This is a genomic window from Paracidovorax oryzae ATCC 19882 (assembly GCF_000687165.1).
GTDB classification, from domain to species: Bacteria; Pseudomonadota; Gammaproteobacteria; order Burkholderiales; family Burkholderiaceae_C; genus Paracidovorax; species Paracidovorax oryzae.
In genome coordinates this window covers 146390-163714 of sequence record NZ_JMKU01000014.1, presented here as the reverse complement: position 1 = coordinate 163714, position 17325 = coordinate 146390, and the positions used below count along the sequence as shown (strand labels likewise).

Sequence of the window (17325 nt, the reverse complement as noted above, 5' to 3'; positions counted from 1 at the left end):
CGGGGGCCCTGGCAGTGCCGCAGGCCCCGGCACGGGCTCCACGGGCTACCTGCGCGACAACCTGGTGCGGGTGTACGAGGACAAGCGCTTCGCCTACGACGGCTTCGCGCGGCTGCGCGAGAAGCGCATCGGGCGGCACACGGTGCAGCGCTTCGAGTGGGACGACGAAGACCAACTGGTGGCCGTGGAAACCACGCGCCAGCCGGGCACGGCCCAGGCCACGCGCCAGCGAGTGGAGTTCCGCTACGACGCGCTGGGCCGGCGCATCGCCAAGCAGGATGCGTTCGGGCGCACGGAGTTCATCTGGGAAGGCATGCGGCTGATCGAGGAGCGGCGCGGCTCCAAGGTGGTGAGTTACGTGTATGAGCCGGGCAGCTACGTGCCGCTGGCGCGCATCGATGCGGACGGGCAGCGGCTGGAGGGCAGCGGGCATGGTGGGCTGGTGGGCGGTGACGGCGCGGGCCCGGCAAACATCGAAGGCCATCCAGGCAACCCTCGTGGAGGCTACGCCGCGCTGAACCCGATGGCCGCGCCCGGCAGCAGTGCGGCAGGGCATGCTGCTTCTGCTTCAACCCAGGTACCGGCACAAGCCCAAGCACTGACCCGGACCCCGGCTGAATCGCGCCTGCGCGCCAGCGCCCAGGTGAGCTACTTCCACAACGACCCCTCGGGCCTGCCGGAAGAGGTGACGGATGAGGCCGGCGAGGTGCGCTGGCGCGCGAGCTGGCGCACCTGGGGCAGCGCATTGGAGGAGCGCTGGGAGGCCGTGCGCATCGACGGCAGCGCCATTCCTGCGGTGCAGCAGCGGCACCGGGACGAGGACACGCTGGAGCAGAACCTGCGCCTGCAGGGCCAGTACCTGGACCGCGAGACGGGGTTGCACTACAACACCTTCCGGTACTACGACCCGGATGTAGGGCGGTTCATCAGCCCGGATCCGATCGGGCTGGCGGGTGGGCTCCACCTGCAGCGGTATGCGCCGAATCCGTCTTCATGGATTGATCCATGGGGCTTGGCTACTGTTGATGCGACCTTTGAAATAGATGGTCAAGTCTTTACTGGGGCCAATCCTACCGAGCGAAACCCGAGAACTTCAGGAAAAACCCTGCCAGGGTTGGGCTATCCGAATAATGACAGATTTACGATGCATGCCGAGATCGACGCAATGATGAAGGCCCACGACGCGGGTATTCGTGGAGGAACCGGAAAACTAACAGTTGAAGGCCTGCCTGTCTGCAATTTCTGCAAGCGTAGTTTGAAGAATATGGCCCAGCATCTCGATTTGGATAGCTTTGAAATTCATGAAAAATCTACCGGAAAAGTTTTCAAATTCAACAAGAAAGATTTGATGAAGATAAGGCAGGGCGGAAAGGGGTTCAAAGGTTGTTGATATGGTTGATATTCTAAAAGCTTCAGAGATATACTTGGATAATGAGGAATCCGATGATGGTTATTATTCTGCCGGATTTTTGATTGATAAAAAGGAAGCAGGCGCTCCAAATAATGTGGGATTCTGCCGGGACGAGGTTGAAGATCCCGGTTGGATATATGTCGAGGCTGATGATCAGATTTATGGATTCAAAACGAAAAGAATTAAATTTTCATTTGAAGATTCAGTTCTCGTTGTGGAGTTGCTGGATGGAAATAAGTTTTACTGGAATAATGGAAAGATTTTAAAAATACTAATACCCGATAGCAGGATCAAGGAGGTGGCAGATTGCTTGAGTTGCATTTTTGAGTTGAATGATTAACAATGAAAATGTGACTTTGGCAATGGATGAATTTCACCGCTACGTCTGAAACGGGGTGCCGTTGATGCCGAGGTGCTTAGAGCGGCTAACACGACCCTTCTGGCGTCGTTGCCGCATCTTGTCGTACTACCCGTACTGCCTGCGATACGGCGTCTAGCCAGAACCGCTTCGCTGGGTCGTGTTAGCCGCTCTTATTGCTGCCTTTGCGATCAATGAATACGCGCTGGGGCAAAATCGAACTGCTGCTTCTCGATCCTGTAGATCTCGTCGTTGTGGTTGTTGACCCAACATGAGAAACCGGGATTTCTTCAGAAGACTGAAGCCTTCGATGGCACTGCCGGTGCCGGAGGTAACGGGTTGGAATGCGGCAACCTGGACGGGGATCCGAGATACCGGCCGCACCCGAGCACAATGGCGATGAAGGACATCATGCGCCGCTACGGGCAACCGATGTCATTCCCCCTTTCAACACAGACCAGTAAACCACCATGCCGATCATTTCACCGGACCTCATCGCCGCCCTGGCACCCACCGGCCGGCTCCGCGCTTCCATCAACCTGGGCAACCCCCTGCTGGCCCACCGGAAGACCGATGGCGTGCCCGATGGGGTGTCCGTGGACCTGGCCCGTGCATTCGCCCGCCAGCTGGGTGTGGAACCTGAGTGGCTGGTGTTCGACAAGGCGGCCGAATCGGTCCAGGCCGTCAGGCAGGGCCAGGCGGATATCGGCTTCTTCGCGGTGGACCCATTGCGCGGCGAGGGCATCGCCTTCACCGCGCCCTACGTGCTGATCGAGGGCGCCTATCTGGTGCGGGACGGCTCGCCCATCACGGACAACGCGCAGGTGGACCAGGCCGGGACGACGGTCACGGTGGGGCAGGGCAGTGCCTATGATCTTTTCCTGACGCGTGAGTTGAAGGCTGCGCGGATCGTGCGCGCGGCCAATTCCCAGGCAGTGGTGGAAACCTTCCTGGCGCAATCGCTCGACGTGGCTGCGGGCGTGCGGCAGCAATTGGAGGCCGATGCACTCCACCATGCAGGATTGCGCCTGCTGCCAGGGCGGTTCATGGTGATCCAGCAGGCCATGGGTCTGCCCGGGGACCGCCCGGAAACGGCCGTGCTGTACCTGCGGGATTTCGTGGAGGACATGAAGGCCCGGGGTTTCGTGGCCGAAGCGCTGAAGCGGCATGGAGTCCAGGGCGCGTCGGTCGCACCCGCCGCAGCGGCCACCTGATCCGCTGGGGCCTGCACTCCCGCTGCGATGGGCGGCCGGCCGACATGGGACTGCTGCTCGTACCGACAGGCAGGTGGAGCCGTGACGCTGCAGCATGGGTGTTTTGCTTCCAAGGAGAACCGCCGTGCGATTCCTGTCGCCCCGTCATCCCGTCCCCTCCCGTCGCGACGCCCACCTCGCCCTTGCGGCCGTGGTGCTGGCCTGTTCTGCGGCGGGGCCCGTCCTGGCCCAGCAGACTGCTCAGCCGCCCAAACCCATGTCGGCGCCCCTGCCGGAAAAGAAGACCCAGGGTGCCTTGCGCTACACCTGCGGCGGTATCGGCCTGGACGAGTCCACTGCCATGCGCGCCGCGATGAAGGACCATCCCCTGTCGCTGCTGTTCGCCGCGGGTGGTGGCGACTACCTGGCGGACGTGCAGGTGAAACTGGTTCCGCAGGGCTGGGGCGATGCCGGGGCACTTTCTTTCACCGCCACCGGTCCCGTCTGCCTGCTGGACCTGCCGGCGGGCAGTTATGAAGTGGAGGCCACGTCCGCCGGCAAGCAGAAGCGCCAGACGGTGATGGTGGACAAGGAGCCGAAAACGCTGGACTTCCGGTTCTGAGGCCGGTCACCGCACTTCCAGCATGTGCTGGACGATCTCCTTCCATTCCTCGGGCTCGACCGGAGTGATGGACAGGCGATTGCCGCGCTGGAGCACCCGCATGTCCGCCAGCGCGGGACTCTCCCGCAGTTCGGCCAGGCCGAGCAGGCGGGTTTTGCGCAGCGCCTGCACATCCAGCAGCAGCCATCGGGGTCGGGCGGACGTGGACTGGGGGTCGTAGTAGGGCGACGCCGGATCGAATTGCGTCGGATCGGGCCGGGTGCCCGAGGCGACGCGCGCGATGCCGGCAATGCCAGGCTCGGGGCAGCTGGAATGGTAGAACAGCACCCCGTCGCCCACGCGCATGGCATCGCGCATGAAATTGCGGGCTTGGTAATTGCGCACGCCGGTCCAGGGCACCGTGGCGCCGGGCGCCGCCAGCGCATCGTCGATGGAGCATTCGTCCGGCTCGGACTTCATGAGCCAGTAACGGGGCGCGCCAGGTTCGGCGCTGTCGTCGGGGGCAGGAGCGGGCGCTGTCATGGCCCGATTGTGCGCCGCCTGCCCGTACCGCCCCAGCGTGGGTCACCATCATCCGGAATGGCCAGGGGATTGCTCAACGGCTCCGACAAGGGCGCCAGCAGGGCACGCAGGTCGTCTTCGCTGAATTTCGGCGCGCCGGCGGTGTCGTGGCCCAGCACGCCATCCGCCAGCGCCTGCTTGCGCGCCTGCAGCTCCAGCATGCGCTCCTCGATGCTGCCTTCGACCACCAGATGGTGGACGAAGACGGGCTTGTCCTGGCCGATGCGGTGGGCGCGGGCCGATGCCTGCTCCATCACTGCAGGATTCCACCAGGGGTCGAGGTGGATCACGGTATCGGCGGCCGTGAGATTCAGCCCCGTCCCGCCGGCCTTCAGGCTGGCCAGCAGGATGGGGGCAGAGTCTTCTGCCGATGGATCCTGGAACCGGCGCACGACGGATGCGCGCTGGCGCGGCGCGGTGGCACCCGTCAGCGACAGCCAGGGCAGGCGCAGCGCGTCCAGCCGCTGCCCAGCGAGTTCGAGCATGCCGGTGAACTGCGAGAACACCAGCACCCGCCGTCCTTCGGCGACCAGGGGTGGCAGCAGTTCGGCCAGCCGGTCCAGCTTGGCGCTTTCCATGCCATGGGCGTCCGGCAGCCCTTTCACCAGCCGAGGATCGCAGCACACCTGCCGCAGCTTGAGCAACGCGTCCAGGATGGTGAGGAGTCCACCTTCGAAGCCCCGGCGCTCGAGCACGCGCCGCACCTGCTTGTCCGCACCGGTGCGCACCGCCTCGTAGAGCTCGCGCTGCCGGCCCTGGAGCGCGACGCGCTCGGTGATGGTCGTGCGCGGCGGCAGTTCCGGTGCGACATCGTCCTTGCGGCGCCGCAGGATGAAGGGCCGCACGCGCCGGGCCAGCAACTCGGCGCGCAGGGTTTCGCCGTTCTCCTCGATGGGTTTGCGCCAGCGCTGCGCGAAGCTGCGCGCGTTGCCGAGAAAGCCGGGCATGAGGAAGTCGAAATGTGTCCAGAGCTCGCCCAGGTGATTCTCCAGCGGCGTCCCGGTCAGGCACAGCAGATGGTCCGCGCGCAGCCGGCGCAGCACGCGCGCCCCCCGGCTGCCCGCATTCTTGGCCATTTGCGCCTCATCGAGAATGAGCAGGTGCCAGGATTGGGCCGCCAGTGCATCGGCATCCCGCCAGAGCAGGGGATAAGTGGTCAGGACGAGGTCGCTGGCGGCCGTGCGCGGAAAGTCGCGGGCCCGGTCGGGGCCGTGCAGAGCCAGCACGCGCAGGCCGGGTGCCATGCGCGCGGCCTCGGCCTGCCAGTTGAAGAGCAGGGAGGTCGGCACGACGACCAGGGCCGGCCGCTGCAGCCTGCCTGCCTCTTTCTCAGCCATCACGTGCGCCAGGGCCTGCGCGGTCTTGCCCAGGCCCATGTCGTCCGCGAGGATGCCGCCCAGGCCCTGGGCGCGAAGGTACTGCAGCCAGTCCAGTCCTTCGCGCTGGTAGGGGCGCAGAGTGATGGCCAGGCCGCCTGGGACCGGCACGGGCCGTGGCGTGCCTTCGTCCTGCAGCCGCTGCGCGAGCTGTGCGAGTCCCGCGTCGCCCAGCAGTTGCCAGCCGAGATCGTGCCCGGTGTGCGCCTGCCTGCGTGCCACGCGGCCGGACTGGTCCAGGGCCGCGCGCAGCGCCTCGATGCGCCGTGCCTCCCAGGCGCCGAGCCGGAACGGATCGCCTGGACGCCGCAGGTGCAGCGCCGGGTCGGTGAGCAGATCGACCATGGCCCCCACGATGGCCTTGAGCGGCGCGGCGGGCGCGTCGATGCGGCGCCCGCCCGGCGCACGCAGCTGGACCGTGGAGTAGTCATCGATGGCCGCGAGAGCGCGGGCATCCAGCCATCGCGGATCGCGGCGCAACAGGTCGGCCACCATGGGCGCGAGATCCAGGGTTTCTCCGTCGATGTCCACGCCCAGGCTGAGCAGCCACGCCCCTTCGCGCTCCGGCAGCCGCAGCTTCTGCACGGGCCGCGCGCGCGGCGCCACGGTGTCCGCCTCCCGTCCGAGCACCTCGCCCGTGGCGTGGTCCAGGATGAGCCGCCAGCGCGATACCGGAGTGCTTTCGTGGGCAAACCCGGGGGCCACGACCACCGACCACCCGGCGGCCCGCAGGCGCGGCACCGCATCGGCCCAGAAGTCGCCGAAAGCCGCTTCCTGCGGCAGCGTCCACGCCGGTCCCGGAGGGATGGCTACAACGGCGGCGCCGTCCCGCACAGGTGCCTGATCCGCCAGCGCACTGCCCACGAGGCCCACTGCGTCGCCCGGCCCGCGCCACTGCAGCCGATCCGCGGGTACCGGCACGAGCCCCGTGTCGCGGATGGCGTCCATGGCGTCGGCCTCTGCATGCACATCGCGGTGCAGCCACACGCCCGCGGCGCCGGGCACGGCCATGCGCGCAGGCGGCCGCGTATTGAGGATGCTGGCGGGGGCGGGCGCCGTCCAGAAGGTTCCATCTGGCAGCCGGTAGGTCCAGTCCACCCAGGCCAGCGTCACCTGGCCACCGCGGGGGCCCGTGCCGCCGTGCGCCCGCATGCCCAGAAGGCCGTCGCCACGGCCCAGCGTGCGCAGGGTGAGCCGGGGTTGGAAGGGGCGCGCGCTGGAGGAAGGAGGGACGGTAGTGGCACCGCCCGCGGAGGTGATGTGTGCCGGGGGGGACTCCGGCGCGGGGGATGCCTGCCGTGCAGCGCGTGCCTCCTGCAGCCGTTCCATGGCCTGGCGCGCCTGGACATCCGTCAGGGGCGGAAGGCTGGCCAGGGCCTCCGCACCGAGCGATGCGCCCAGCGTGTCCACCCAGGCCTGCACGGCAGAGTCATCCGGCACGCCGGAGGATGAGGGAGAAGGCAGCGGCGCGCCGGGAGGACGGGGCATGGCGGCATTGTGCAGCCAGGCCCGGGCGGCTGGCGCACCCGGGGCTGCGGCCTCAGTGCGCCGGGGGCACGCCCTCGCCAGGGGCGGGCAGCAGCAGCCCTGCCGCCTTGGCCACCTGCACGCAGTCGCGCAGGTGGAGTTCGCCCAGGTAGCGCAGCGTGGCGTAGCCCAGTGCGGCGGATACGGCCTGGCCTGCCAGGGGGGCGAACTTGGCTGCCTGCTGGGCAGTGAGGCGCACGCCGATGAGGCGCAGGGCCCGCATCACCAGTTCCCGCGTGACGATGCGGCCGATCAGTGCAGAGCCCACCATGCCCACCGCCTTCTGCACCTGCTCGCGCTTGTGCGGCGTGAGCCGGTCGATCTGTTCGGGCGTGAGGCCGAACTCGGCGTTGATTTCCGGTATGAGGCGGGTGAGCAGGGCCGCATCCACCGCCCAGTCGAGTCCGGGAACGGGAACGACGCCGGCAGCGGCGGCCATGAGGGCGCGGCGATGGAGAAGCTTCCGGCTTCGCTTCACCGCCGATTCCAGCGCCGGGTGGCCGCTGGCCATGGCGCGGGCATCCGGTGCCGGTACGGAGCCGGCGGCCTGCTTGGATTCGCGGGAAGTGGAGGTAGACGGACCTGCCATTGCCTTGCGGTGCAGCGGCCGGGTCAGGACTTGCTGCGGATCATGCCGTAGAGAACCAGCAGCACGATGGCGCCGACGATGGAGGCGATCCACCCCGCGGCTTCGCCCTGCTGGTACCAGCCCATGGCGACACCCACGTAAGTGGCGAGGAAGGAGCCAGCCACCCCGAGCAGGGAGGTCATGATCCAGCCTAGCTTGTCATCCCCGGGCTTCAAGGCACGGGCGAGCAGACCGACGACGAGGCCGACGAGCAGGGTACCGATCAGGGAAAACATGGCGTTCGATCGCTTTCGATGGAAGAAGGGGAAGCGGGAGGAGGGCCGGCACGGATTGTCGCGTGCCTGTTCCTCAATCTACCCGGCCCGGCAGTACCGCCGTGTCGGACAAGGCGCCTAGCGGCCGCTGAAGGCTTTTCGTGTCTTCCGGATATGGGCGCGGTGTCGGAGCCTTCCCACATCCGGACGGGAGGGCTTCCGGTGGCAGGGGATGGGCGGCGCGTCTATCGTTTGAACCTGTGCAGGCCAGCGAAGGGAGCCAAGTATGGCGAGACGGCACAGGGCAGTTCCGTGCATGCGGATGGACTGCTGCGCAGCAGAACCAGAACGCCCGGCAGAACCGGGCGTGAAAGGCGATCAGTTCAGCGGATTCTGTGCGGAAGCGGACGGGGTGGCGGCCGCCTGGTCTTCGCTGAGCACGCGGCGCGCGCCGTTGAAGCGGCGTTGCCAGTACGAAGCGCTCATGTCTTCCACCCGGACTTCCGCACCGCTGCGGGGCGAGTGGATGAACTTGCCGTCGCCCAGATAGAGGCCCACATGGCTGTAGGCGCGGCGCATGGTGTTGAAGAAGACGAGGTCTCCGGGCTGGAGGTCCTTCTTGTCGATGGTTTCCGTGGCTGCGGCCTGTTCATTGGCCCGGCGCGGAAGGGCGAGACCGATGGTCTGGCCATAGATCGCGCGGATGAAGCCGCTGCAATCGAAACCGCTGTCGGCCGTGTTGCCTCCACGGCGGTACGGGACGCCGAGAAAGCCCATGGCAGTGGAGATCAGCTCCCCGGTGCGGTCCTGAACGCTGGCCCGCACTTCCCGCAGCTGGTTGAGCACCTGGTGCCTGTCGATCAGGAATCGATCCAGGTCATCAGGCGCCGAAGTGGCTGCGTTGTTGTGGGGAGCGGCATGGGCGGTGGCGCAAACCAGTAACAAAAGGCAAATCCAACGTGACATGGGGCGCGAGGGTATCACGCGTTGGCCTTGTTTTAATTGCAAAAAATGTAGCTGCAGGTCTTTTTTCATGGCTTGGGGCTATCGCCGAGCGTGTCTCTGCAGCACGTTATCCAGTAACACCCTGGAGGTGGAATGACTCTCCGTCCGACACAAGGAAGCGCTTTGGAATCACAAGAAATCGGTGCAATTGCGAAAAATTCGCTGAAGTTCGCCACCGTTTGCGTGTTCATGACGGCGGGTGCAGGGAGTGCCACGGCAGCGGAAACCTCCCCTCCGCCGGTCCGTCCCGTGGAATCCCCGGTGTCTGTCACAGTTGATGACATCGCGGATGGGTTGTCCAATCCATGGGGGCTGGCATTTCTCCCCGATGGCCGTTTCCTCGTGACGGAACGGATCGGCCGGTTGCGGGTGGTGGAGGCCGACGGTAGGAAGGGGGCTCCTTTGCTAGCACTGCCTCCCATCGCCGCGGGTGGCCAGGGCGGGCTGCTCGACATCGCGACGGATGCGCAATTCGAGCGCAACCGCCGCATCTTCTTCTGCTTCTCCGAGCCGGATGGGCGCAATGGCGATGTGAACAGTACCGCATTGGCCAGCGCCGTGCTGCCGCCGGGCGAAAAGGCGCTGCAGGACGTGCGCGTCATCTTTCGCCAGCAGCCCAAGGTGGCCAGCCGCCTCCATTTCGGATGCCGCATCGCCCAGGCGGGAGACGGGTCGGTCTTCCTCACGCTGGGTGAGCGTTTCGAACGCAAGGACGATGCGCAGAAGCTGGACAACCACCTGGGCAAGGTCGTGCATGTGATGCCCGATGGTTCGCCCGCACCCGGCAATCCGTTCGTCGGGCGCTCCGGAGGCCTGCCCGAGATCTGGAGCTGGGGACACCGCAACTCCCAGGGCGCCGTGATCGGGCCGGATGGAAGGCTGTGGATGCACGAGCACGGCCCGCAGGGCGGCGATGAAATCAACGTGCCGCAGGCCGGCCGCAACCATGGATGGCCCTTGGTCACCTTCGGCGAGAACTATGGGGGCGGAAAGATCGGCGAGGGGCTGACGCAGAAGGCCGGCATGGAGCCGCCGCTGCATTACTGGGTACCGTCGATCGCCCCTTCGGGCATGGCGTTCCTGACGAGCGATCGCTACGGGCCGGCTTGGAAGGGCAGCCTGTTCATCGGTTCGTTGAAGTTCGCGCGCCTGCACCGCCTGGAACTGAAGGATGGGAGGGTGGTGCGAGACGAGTTCCTGCTGGCGGGCCTGGGCCAGCGGATCCGCGACGTGCGCCAGGGACCCGATGGGTGGCTCTATGTGCTGACGGACAGTCCGCAGGGCCGGCTGCTGAGGCTGCGTCCGCCCGGCTCCTGAAGACGCGCCGCGCCGGACAGGCCGGCCATGTTGCGACAATGCACCTTTCCTTGTTCATGGCTTGCCTTTTCAAACGATGCTGCTTGATGCCCTCGAATCCCAACTCGTGCTGGTGGACTACCAGGAACGCCTGATGCCCGCCATCTCCGACGGCCCGTCCGTGCTGGCCAATGCACGGCTGCTGGCGCAGGTGGCCCGCGCGCTCGACGTGCCCGTGTGGGGCACCGAGCAGAATCCCTCCCGGCTGGGACCGAACGATGCCGCGCTGCGGGCGCTCTGCCGCAGGACGCTGGCCAAGATGCAGTTCAGCGCGGCGGAAGAAGGCCTGGGCGAATGGCTGCGTCCGCCGGCCAGGCCGCAGCAGGGCGGCAACGCCCGCAGCCTGCCGCGCCACCTGCAGAAGCCCGCCCAGCCGCAGGCCGCGGCCGATGCGCGCGGCAGCATCGTGATCGCTGGCTGCGAGGCGCACGTGTGCCTGCTGCAGACGGCGCTGGACCTGCTCGAGGACGAGTTCGAGGTCTGGGTGGTGACCGACGCGTGCGGCTCGCGCACCGAGCGCAACCGCGACGCCGCGTTCGACCGGCTGGCGGGGGCGGGGGCGGAGCTGGTCACCACGGAAATGGTGGCGTTCGAATGGCTGCGGGGCTGCGAACACCCGGCATTCAAGGAAGTGCTTGCATTGGTGAAATAGCGGGTGGCGGCGCGGCTGTCAGCCTGCCGCAAGCGGGGGGTGAATGATGTGGTCTGCCGAGCCTGCGCGCGAACATGCGCGGGCCATAACGACAAGCAGGAGACACCCATGGGCCGCTATGCCGATTTCCACCGCCGCTCCCTGCAGGAGCGCGACGCTTTCTGGGCCGAGCAGGCCCGCCTGATCGACTGGCAGGTGCCGCCCCGGCGCATCTGCAACTACGACCGGCCGCCGTTCGCGCGCTGGTTCGAGGGCGGCACCACCAACCTCTGCCACAACGCGGTGGACCGGCATCTCGCGCAGCGCGGCAGCGAGGCGGCGCTGATCGCGATCTCGTCCGAAACGGATTCCGAGCGCATCTACAGCTTCGCGGAACTGCATGCGGAGGTGCAGCGCATGGCGGCCGCCCTGCGGTCGCTCGGGGTGCAGGCGGGGGACCGGGTGCTGATCTACATGCCGATGGTGGCCGAGGCTGCGTTTGCCATGTTGGCCTGCGCCCGCATCGGGGCGCTGCACTCGGTGGTGTTCGGCGGTTTCGCGTCGGGCGCGCTGGCTTCGCGGATCGACGATGCCGAGCCGGTGGCCATCGTCAGCGCGGACGCGGGCTCGCGTGGGGGCAAGGTGGTGCCGTACAAGCCGTTGCTGGACGAGGCGCTGCGGCTGTCGCGGCACCAGCCGGGCGCGGTGCTGCTCGTGGACCGGGGGCTGGCCCCGATGGAACTGCTGCCTGGACGGGACCACCGTTGGGAGGATCTGCGGACGCGGCATCTGGACGCGCGGGTGGACTGCGAGTGGCTGGAGGCGACCCATCCGAGCTACACGCTCTACACCAGCGGCACCACCGGCCGGCCGAAGGGCGTGCAGCGGGATACGGGCGGGTACGCGGTGGCGCTGGCGGCCAGCATGCGGCACATCTTCGATGCCGGGGTGCAGGGTTCCGGTGGCGCGCAGGCCCCGGGCGTGTTCTTCGCCACCAGCGACATCGGCTGGGTGGTGGGGCACAGCTACATCGTCTATGGCCCGCTCATCGCCGGCATGGCGACGGTGATGTACGAGGGCCTGCCGATCCGTCCGGACGCAGGCGTCTGGTGGCGCATCGTCGAGCGGCACCGCGTGACGCACATGTTCTCGGCACCCACGGCCGTGCGCGTGCTGAAAAAGCAGGATCCGGAATGGCTGCGGCGCTACGACCTGTCGAGCCTGAAGGCGCTGTGGCTGGCGGGCGAGCCGCTGGACGCGCCCACGGCGCAGTGGATCGGCGAGGCCCTGGGCGTTCCCATCGTGGACAACTACTGGCAGACGGAGACCGGCTGGCCGATCCTCACGCTGGCCAACGGGGTGGAGCCGCAGCCGTCCCGCGCGGGCAGCCCGGGCAAGGCCATGTACGGCTACGACGTGAAGCTGATCGACCAGACCACGGGCGACGAGCTCACGGAGCCGGACCGCAAGGGCGTGCTCGCCATCGAGGGGCCGCTGCCTCCGGGCTGCATGCAGACCGTGTGGCGCGACGACGAGCGCTTCGTCCAGGCGTACTGGAAGAGCATTCCCGGGCGCCTGGTGTACAGCACGTTCGACTGGGGCATCCAGGACCGGGACGGCTACTACTTCATCCTGGGACGCACCGACGACGTGATCAACGTGGCCGGGCACCGGCTGGGGACACGGGAGATCGAGGAGGCGATCGCCGCCCATCCGCAGGTGGCGGAGGTGGCGGTGGTGGGCGTGGCCGATGCGCTGAAGGGCCAGGTGGCGATGGCCTTCGCGGTGGCGCGCGATCCGGCGGCCGTGGCCGACGCCGCAGACCGCCGGCGGCTGGAAGGGGATGTGATGCAGATCGTGGACCAGCGCCTCGGCGCGGTGGCCCGGCCTTCGCGCGTGCATTTCGTGACGCTGCTGCCCAAGACGCGCAGCGGCAAGCTGCTGCGCCGCGCCCTGCAGGCCGTGGCCGAGCAGCGCGACCCGGGGGACCTCACCACCATGGAAGATCCCTCGGCGCTGCAGCAGGTGCGGGACCTGCTGGCTGGAGCAGCGTAGCGCAGTGAGCCGGGGGCGGTGCATGCACCGCCCCCGGCTCACCCGGCGGTGCGCAGCTGCGCGCGCAGGATCTTGCCCACGGGTGACTTCGGCAACTGCGTGCTGAAGACGATTTGCCGGGGCACCTTGTAGGCCGTGAGCTGCGTGCGGCAATAGCGCTCGATGGCCTCCGCGTCCAGCCCGGTGCCGCGGGGCACCACGTAGGCCCGCACGGCTTCGCCGGTGGCGGCATCCGGTACACCGACCACTGCCGCCTCGAGGATGCCGGGATGCGCCGCCAGCACGTCTTCCACTTCATTCGGATAGACGTTGAAGCCCGACACGAGAATCATGTCCTTCTTGCGGTCCACGATGCGCACATGCCCATCGGCATCCATTTGCGCGATGTCGCCCGTGCGGAGCCAGCCATCGGCGATGGTGCTCGCGCTGTCCTGCGGCGAATTCAGGTAGCCGGCGGCCACCTGGGGCCCTTGCACGAGCAGCTCGCCCCGTTCGCCGACGCCCAGGTCGTTGCCGTCCGGATCGACGATCCGCACCTGGCAGCCGGGCATGGGCAGGCCCGCGGAGCCCGTGCGGGGTGCCCCGGTGGGTGGATTGCACGACACGATGCAGGTGGTTTCCGTCATGCCGTAGCCTTCCAGGATGGGGCAGACCAGGGCCGTCCATGCCTGTGCGGTGGAGGGGCGCAATGCCGTTCCGCCCGAGAAGGCGAAGCGGAGCTTCGGGGGGCGCTCCTGGAACCATGGCTCCGCGAGCAGCCCGGCGTAGAGCGTGTCCACCCCGGACATCCAGTCCACCTCGAAATCCTCGAAGGCGCGGCGCAGGTTGGCGACCGGCCTGGGATTGGGCACGAGCAGGTTTCTCGCGCCGAAGGTGAAGAACACCAGGAAGTTCACCATGAAGGCGAAGATGTGGTACAGGGGCAGCACGGTCAGGATGGTCTCGCCGCGGCGGGGACCGTCGTAGGCCTGCAGGAAGTCCCGCGTCATCTGGAGCGTGGCGAGGATGTTCTGGTGGGTGATCACCGCACCCTTGCTGCGACCCGTGGTGCCGCCGGTGTATTGATAGAGTGCGACGGGGTGGTTTCGCCAGGTGGGCCTGCCTCGCGCCTGTCCTGTCTGCAGGGCATCGACCATGCGGATGGGCGCCGCGTCCGGTGCGGGGCGGCCTGATGCCGGGAGGGCATCGCGGATGGCCGAGGCGACGGGCTCCGCGAAGAAATCCGCCGGGCTGGCGGTCATGAGCCGGAGCCCCAGTTCCGCGGCGACGGGCTGCGCCACCTGCAGGAACAGGTCGGAAGCCACTAGCAGCTTCGCACCGGAGTCCTGCAGCTGCAGCCTCAGTTCCCGCCCTGTGTACAGGGGGTTGACGTTTGTCACGATCAGCCCGGCCTTCCACGCGCCGAAGACCGCGATGGGGTAGTGCAGGCACGTGGGCAGTTGCACTGCGATGACCTCTCCGGCTTCGAGCCCCATCTCGTGGACCAGGAACGCCGCGAAAGCGTCGGACAGCGCATCCACTTCCTCGAAACTGTGGAAGGTGCTGGCACCCGCCGGGAGCACGAAGCCGAATGCAGTGTCTCCCTGGTAACGGCTTGCGGCTTCGGTGGCCAGCGTGGCGGCATTCGCGGGCAGGGACGCGAGGTCCACGCGGTAGCCGCGCAGGCTGGGGGGAAAGGAGGCTTCCCAGAGTCCTCGGTGCAGGGCGGTCATGTCTCTTGTGTCTCCATTCTTTTTCTTGTGCTTCCGGCGTCAGGCGCGGGTCTTGAATGCGGGCATGCTGTCGGCGAGGCGCCTGCCCATTTCCGCTCCCAGGGCCTGCAGGCCGCTCATCGGACGCACCATGACCTCGAATTCCACGATCCGTCCCTGTTCATCGAAGCGGATGAGATCGATGCCCTTGAGGTCCTTGCCGGCGACGCTCGCGCTGAACTCCAGCACCACGTTCAGGCCGTCGCCGCTGACCAGCTGGCGGTGGTAGGTGAAGTTCTCGAACACCTGGATCACGGTGGTGAGCGCCAGGATGAGCGCCGGGGCCGGCGCATAGGCCGTGTGCGCCATCGGCGAGCGGAACACTGCGTCCGGATGGACGATGGCGTGCAGATCGCCGAGATCCTTCCTGGCGATCATTGCGTGCCACGAGTCGAGCGATCGGGCGACTGCGGGATGGGTGTGGGATGGTGACTGGGTCATGGGGATGTCTCCTCTGTGGGGTGGAACGACGGGGATGGAACGGGCCCTGCGATCAGATGCGCGCGGCGAGGGTGGTGCCCTGGAGAATGGCGCGCTTGGCGTCCAGCTCGGCGGCCACGTCGGCGCCGCCGATCAGGTGCACGGAACAGCCGGCGTCGCGCAGGGCGTCGTGGAGTTCGCGCAGCGGTTCCTGGCCGGCGCAGACCACGATGTTGTCCACCTCGAGCACCTGGGGCTGGCCGTCCACGGTCACGTGCAGGCCGGCGTCGTCGATGCGGTCGTAGGACGCCCCGGACGTCATGGCGACGCGGCGGGCCTTGAGGGAGGTCCGGTGGATCCAGCCTGTGGTCTTGCCGAGCTGGTCGCCGACCTTGGTGGTTTTGCGCTGCAGCAGGTGCACCCGGCGCGCGGGCGGCTCGACCTGGGGGTGGCCCAGGCCACCCGGATGCGCGTAGGTGGTGTCGATGCCCCATTCCTCGTAGAACCTGGCCGGGGCGACCGCGCCGCTCTCTCCGACATGCGTCAGGAATTCGCCCACGTCGAAGCCGATGCCGCCCGCGCCGATGACCGCCACGCGCTGTCCCACGGGCTTGCCGTCGCGTAGCACGTCCAGGTAATTCAGGACCTTGGGGTGCCCCACGCCATCGATCGCGGGAACGCGCGGTGCGATGCCCGTGGCGAGGACCACCTCGTCGAAGCCGGCGCCGGCCAGTTCGTCCGCGCCGATGCGCGTGCCCAGCTTCACGGTCACGCGGTGCAGTTCGAACTGGCGCTGGAAATAGCGCAGCGTTTCATGGAACTCTTCCTTGCCGGGCACCTTCTTCGCGATATTGAGCTGGCCGCCGATCTCCGCGCCCGCATCGAACAGGGTCACGTCGTGGCCGCGCTGCGCGGCCGTGACCGAAAAGGCGAGGCCGGCCGGACCGGCCCCGACCACGGCGATGCGCTTGCGCGCCCTGGTGGGTTCGATCACCAGTTCCGTTTCGTGGCAGGCGCGGGGGTTGACCAGGCAGGAGGTGATCTTGCCGCCGAAGGTGTGGTCCAGGCAGGCCTGGTTGCAGGCGATGCAGGTGTTGATCTCGTCGGCGCGGCCCTGGCGGGCCTTGCGCACGAAATCGGCATCGGCCAGCAGCGGGCGGGCCATGGAGACCATGTCCGCGTAACCATCGGCCAGCAGCCGCTCGGCCACTTCGGGCGTGTTGATGCGGTTCGAGGTGACGAGCGGGATGCCCACGTGCCCCATGACGCGCTGCGTGACCCAGGCGTAGGCTGCGCGCGGGACCTTGGTGGCGATGGTGGGAATGCGGGCCTCGTGCCAGCCGATGCCGGTGTTGAGGATCGTCGCGCCTGCCGCCTCGACGGCCTTCGCCAGTTCGATGACTTCTTCCAGCGTGGAGCCGCCCTCGACCAGGTCCAGCATGGAAAGCCGGTAGATGATGATGAAGTCCCGGCCCACCCGCTCTCGGGTGCGGCGCACGATCTCGACCGGAAAGCGCATGCGGTGGGCATAGCTGCCGCCCCACTCGTCGTCGCGGTGGTTGGTGCGTGCGGCGATGAATTCGTTGATCAGGTAGCCCTCGGAACCCATGATCTCGACGCCGTCGTAGCCGGCGTATTGGGCCAGCGCGGCGCACCGCACGAAATCGTCGATGGTCTGTTCGACCTCGTCCGCGGTGAGCGCATGCGGCACGAAGGGGTTGATGGGGGCCTGCAGCGCACTGGGCGCCACGAGTTGCGGATGGTAGGCATAGCGCCCGAAATGCAGGATCTGCATGGCGATCTTGCCGCCTTCGGCATGCACGGCCTGGGTGACGGTGCGGTGGTGCTCCGCCTCGTTTTCGTCCACGAGCATGGCGCCACCCTGCATGGGCCGGGCGCGTTCGTTGGGGGCAATGCCGCCGGTGACGATCAGGCCGGCCTCGCCGCGTGCGCGTTCGGCGTAGAAGGCCGCCATGCGCTCGAAGCCGTCGGGAGCTTCTTCCAGCCCCACGTGCATGGAACCCATGAGCACGCGGTTGCGCAGGACGGTGAAGCCCAGGTCGAGCGGAGCATGCAGGTGGGGATAGGGGGATCGTGGGTCCATGGCGGTCTGCCTTTGAAAGTTATCACCGATAAGATCTGTGCAACAAAAATGCGCCAAGCGGTGGCGCATCGGTAAGCGGGCCCATGGTAGGTCTTAATCTTATTGCTGTAAA

At 67.3% G+C, this 17325-nt stretch carries 15 protein-coding genes; 7 read left to right on the top strand and 8 right to left on the bottom strand.

The features are described from left to right. From T336_RS0113905 to T336_RS0113895, 4 genes are all read left to right on the top strand, one after another. The coding region (locus T336_RS0113905; RefSeq protein ID WP_026433014.1) for an RHS repeat-associated core domain-containing protein at positions 1–1390 on the top strand (1390 nt) is incomplete at its 5' end. 1 nt (position 1391) lies between these two features. Further along, on the top strand, positions 1392–1751 hold the full coding sequence (locus T336_RS26115; protein ID WP_084151433.1) for a hypothetical protein: 360 nt from the start codon (positions 1392–1394) through the stop codon (positions 1749–1751). A 488-nt stretch (positions 1752–2239) separates the two neighbouring features. Continuing rightward, positions 2240–2983, top strand: a complete 744-nt coding sequence (locus T336_RS0113900; protein WP_019701979.1) for an ABC transporter substrate-binding protein — start codon at positions 2240–2242, stop codon at positions 2981–2983. 124 nt (positions 2984–3107) lie between these two features. Then, positions 3108–3584 carry a hypothetical protein gene (locus tag T336_RS0113895; RefSeq protein WP_019701980.1) on the top strand — a complete coding sequence of 159 codons (477 nt, stop codon included), beginning with the start codon at positions 3108–3110 and terminating at the stop codon, positions 3582–3584. 6 nt (positions 3585–3590) lie between these two features. Here T336_RS0113895 and T336_RS0113890 read toward each other — a convergent pair whose 3' ends face one another. The 5 genes from T336_RS0113890 to T336_RS0113870 form a co-directional block, all read right to left on the bottom strand. Beyond that, positions 3591–4106, bottom strand: coding sequence for an EVE domain-containing protein (locus T336_RS0113890; protein ID WP_019701981.1), 516 nt, complete (start codon positions 4104–4106; stop codon positions 3591–3593). Beyond that, positions 4103–7009, bottom strand: a complete 2907-nt coding sequence (locus tag T336_RS0113885; protein ID WP_237711443.1) for a DEAD/DEAH box helicase — start codon at positions 7007–7009, stop codon at positions 4103–4105. Before T336_RS0113885 ends, T336_RS0113890 begins: the two co-directional genes overlap by 4 nt. A 52-nt stretch (positions 7010–7061) precedes the next feature. Then, positions 7062–7559: a hypothetical protein gene (locus T336_RS0113880; protein ID WP_035226025.1), complete on the bottom strand. Its 498-nt coding sequence runs from the start codon at positions 7557–7559 to the stop codon at positions 7062–7064. Positions 7560–7660: 101 nt separating this feature from the next. Further along, the gene (locus T336_RS0113875; RefSeq protein WP_013594825.1) at positions 7661–7912 is read right to left on the bottom strand and encodes a GlsB/YeaQ/YmgE family stress response membrane protein; all 252 of its coding nucleotides are present in this window, start codon (positions 7910–7912) and stop codon (positions 7661–7663) included. A gap of 357 nt (positions 7913–8269) precedes the next feature. Further along, positions 8270–8857, bottom strand: a complete 588-nt coding sequence (locus tag T336_RS0113870) for a C40 family peptidase (protein WP_026433010.1) — start codon at positions 8855–8857, stop codon at positions 8270–8272. 228 nt (positions 8858–9085) lie between these two features. Here T336_RS0113870 and T336_RS0113865 point away from each other — a divergent pair, with 228 nt between their 5' ends. From T336_RS0113865 to T336_RS0113855, 3 genes are all read left to right on the top strand, one after another. Next, positions 9086–10213, top strand: a complete 1128-nt coding sequence (locus T336_RS0113865; protein ID WP_026433009.1) for a PQQ-dependent sugar dehydrogenase — start codon at positions 9086–9088, stop codon at positions 10211–10213. A 76-nt stretch (positions 10214–10289) separates the two neighbouring features. Next, entirely contained in the window at positions 10290–10904 is a 615-nt protein-coding gene (locus T336_RS0113860) for an isochorismatase family protein (protein ID WP_019701986.1), read from the top strand. Positions 10905–10952: 48 nt separating this feature from the next. Then, positions 10953–12938, top strand: a complete 1986-nt coding sequence (locus T336_RS0113855) for a propionate--CoA ligase (protein ID WP_280513499.1) — start codon at positions 10953–10955, stop codon at positions 12936–12938. Between the two features lie 38 nt (positions 12939–12976). Here T336_RS0113855 and T336_RS0113850 read toward each other — a convergent pair whose 3' ends face one another. Genes T336_RS0113850 through T336_RS0113840 form a run of 3 tightly spaced genes read right to left on the bottom strand, consistent with a single transcriptional unit; the run spans position 12977 to position 17213 of the window. Continuing rightward, a complete protein-coding gene (locus T336_RS0113850) occupies positions 12977–14650 on the bottom strand; it encodes a long-chain-fatty-acid--CoA ligase (protein ID WP_026433007.1) in 1674 nt (557 codons plus the stop codon). 39 nt (positions 14651–14689) lie between these two features. Further along, positions 14690–15130 (bottom strand): nuclear transport factor 2 family protein, encoded by a 441-nt coding sequence (locus tag T336_RS0113845; protein ID WP_026433006.1) that lies wholly within the window; start codon positions 15128–15130, stop codon positions 14690–14692. Between the two features lie 52 nt (positions 15131–15182). After that, positions 15183–17213 carry an NADPH-dependent 2,4-dienoyl-CoA reductase gene (locus tag T336_RS0113840; RefSeq protein WP_026433005.1) on the bottom strand — a complete coding sequence of 677 codons (2031 nt, stop codon included), beginning with the start codon at positions 17211–17213 and terminating at the stop codon, positions 15183–15185. Between the last annotated feature and the right edge of the window lie 112 nt (positions 17214–17325).

Excerpts from the sequence above, each read along its gene's own strand:
- T336_RS26115 (WP_084151433.1), top strand. The coding sequence starts at position 1,392 with ATGGTTGATATTCTAAAAGCTTCAGAGATATACTTGGATAATGAGGAA.
- T336_RS0113900 (WP_019701979.1), top strand. The coding sequence starts at position 2,240 with ATGCCGATCATTTCACCGGACCTCATCGCCGCCCTGGCACCCACCGGC.
- T336_RS0113890 (WP_019701981.1), bottom strand. The coding sequence starts at position 4,106 with ATGACAGCGCCCGCTCCTGCCCCCGACGACAGCGCCGAACCTGGCGCG.
- T336_RS0113885 (WP_237711443.1), bottom strand. The coding sequence starts at position 7,009 with ATGCCCCGTCCTCCCGGCGCGCCGCTGCCTTCTCCCTCATCCTCCGGC.
- T336_RS0113880 (WP_035226025.1), bottom strand. The coding sequence starts at position 7,559 with ATGGCCAGCGGCCACCCGGCGCTGGAATCGGCGGTGAAGCGAAGCCGG.
- T336_RS0113875 (WP_013594825.1), bottom strand. The coding sequence starts at position 7,912 with ATGTTTTCCCTGATCGGTACCCTGCTCGTCGGCCTCGTCGTCGGTCTG.
- T336_RS0113870 (WP_026433010.1), bottom strand. The coding sequence starts at position 8,857 with ATGTCACGTTGGATTTGCCTTTTGTTACTGGTTTGCGCCACCGCCCAT.
- T336_RS0113865 (WP_026433009.1), top strand. The coding sequence starts at position 9,086 with ATGACGGCGGGTGCAGGGAGTGCCACGGCAGCGGAAACCTCCCCTCCG.
- T336_RS0113860 (WP_019701986.1), top strand. The coding sequence starts at position 10,290 with ATGCTGCTTGATGCCCTCGAATCCCAACTCGTGCTGGTGGACTACCAG.
- T336_RS0113850 (WP_026433007.1), bottom strand. The coding sequence starts at position 14,650 with ATGACCGCCCTGCACCGAGGACTCTGGGAAGCCTCCTTTCCCCCCAGC.
- T336_RS0113845 (WP_026433006.1), bottom strand. The coding sequence starts at position 15,130 with ATGACCCAGTCACCATCCCACACCCATCCCGCAGTCGCCCGATCGCTC.
- T336_RS0113840 (WP_026433005.1), bottom strand. The coding sequence starts at position 17,213 with ATGGACCCACGATCCCCCTATCCCCACCTGCATGCTCCGCTCGACCTG.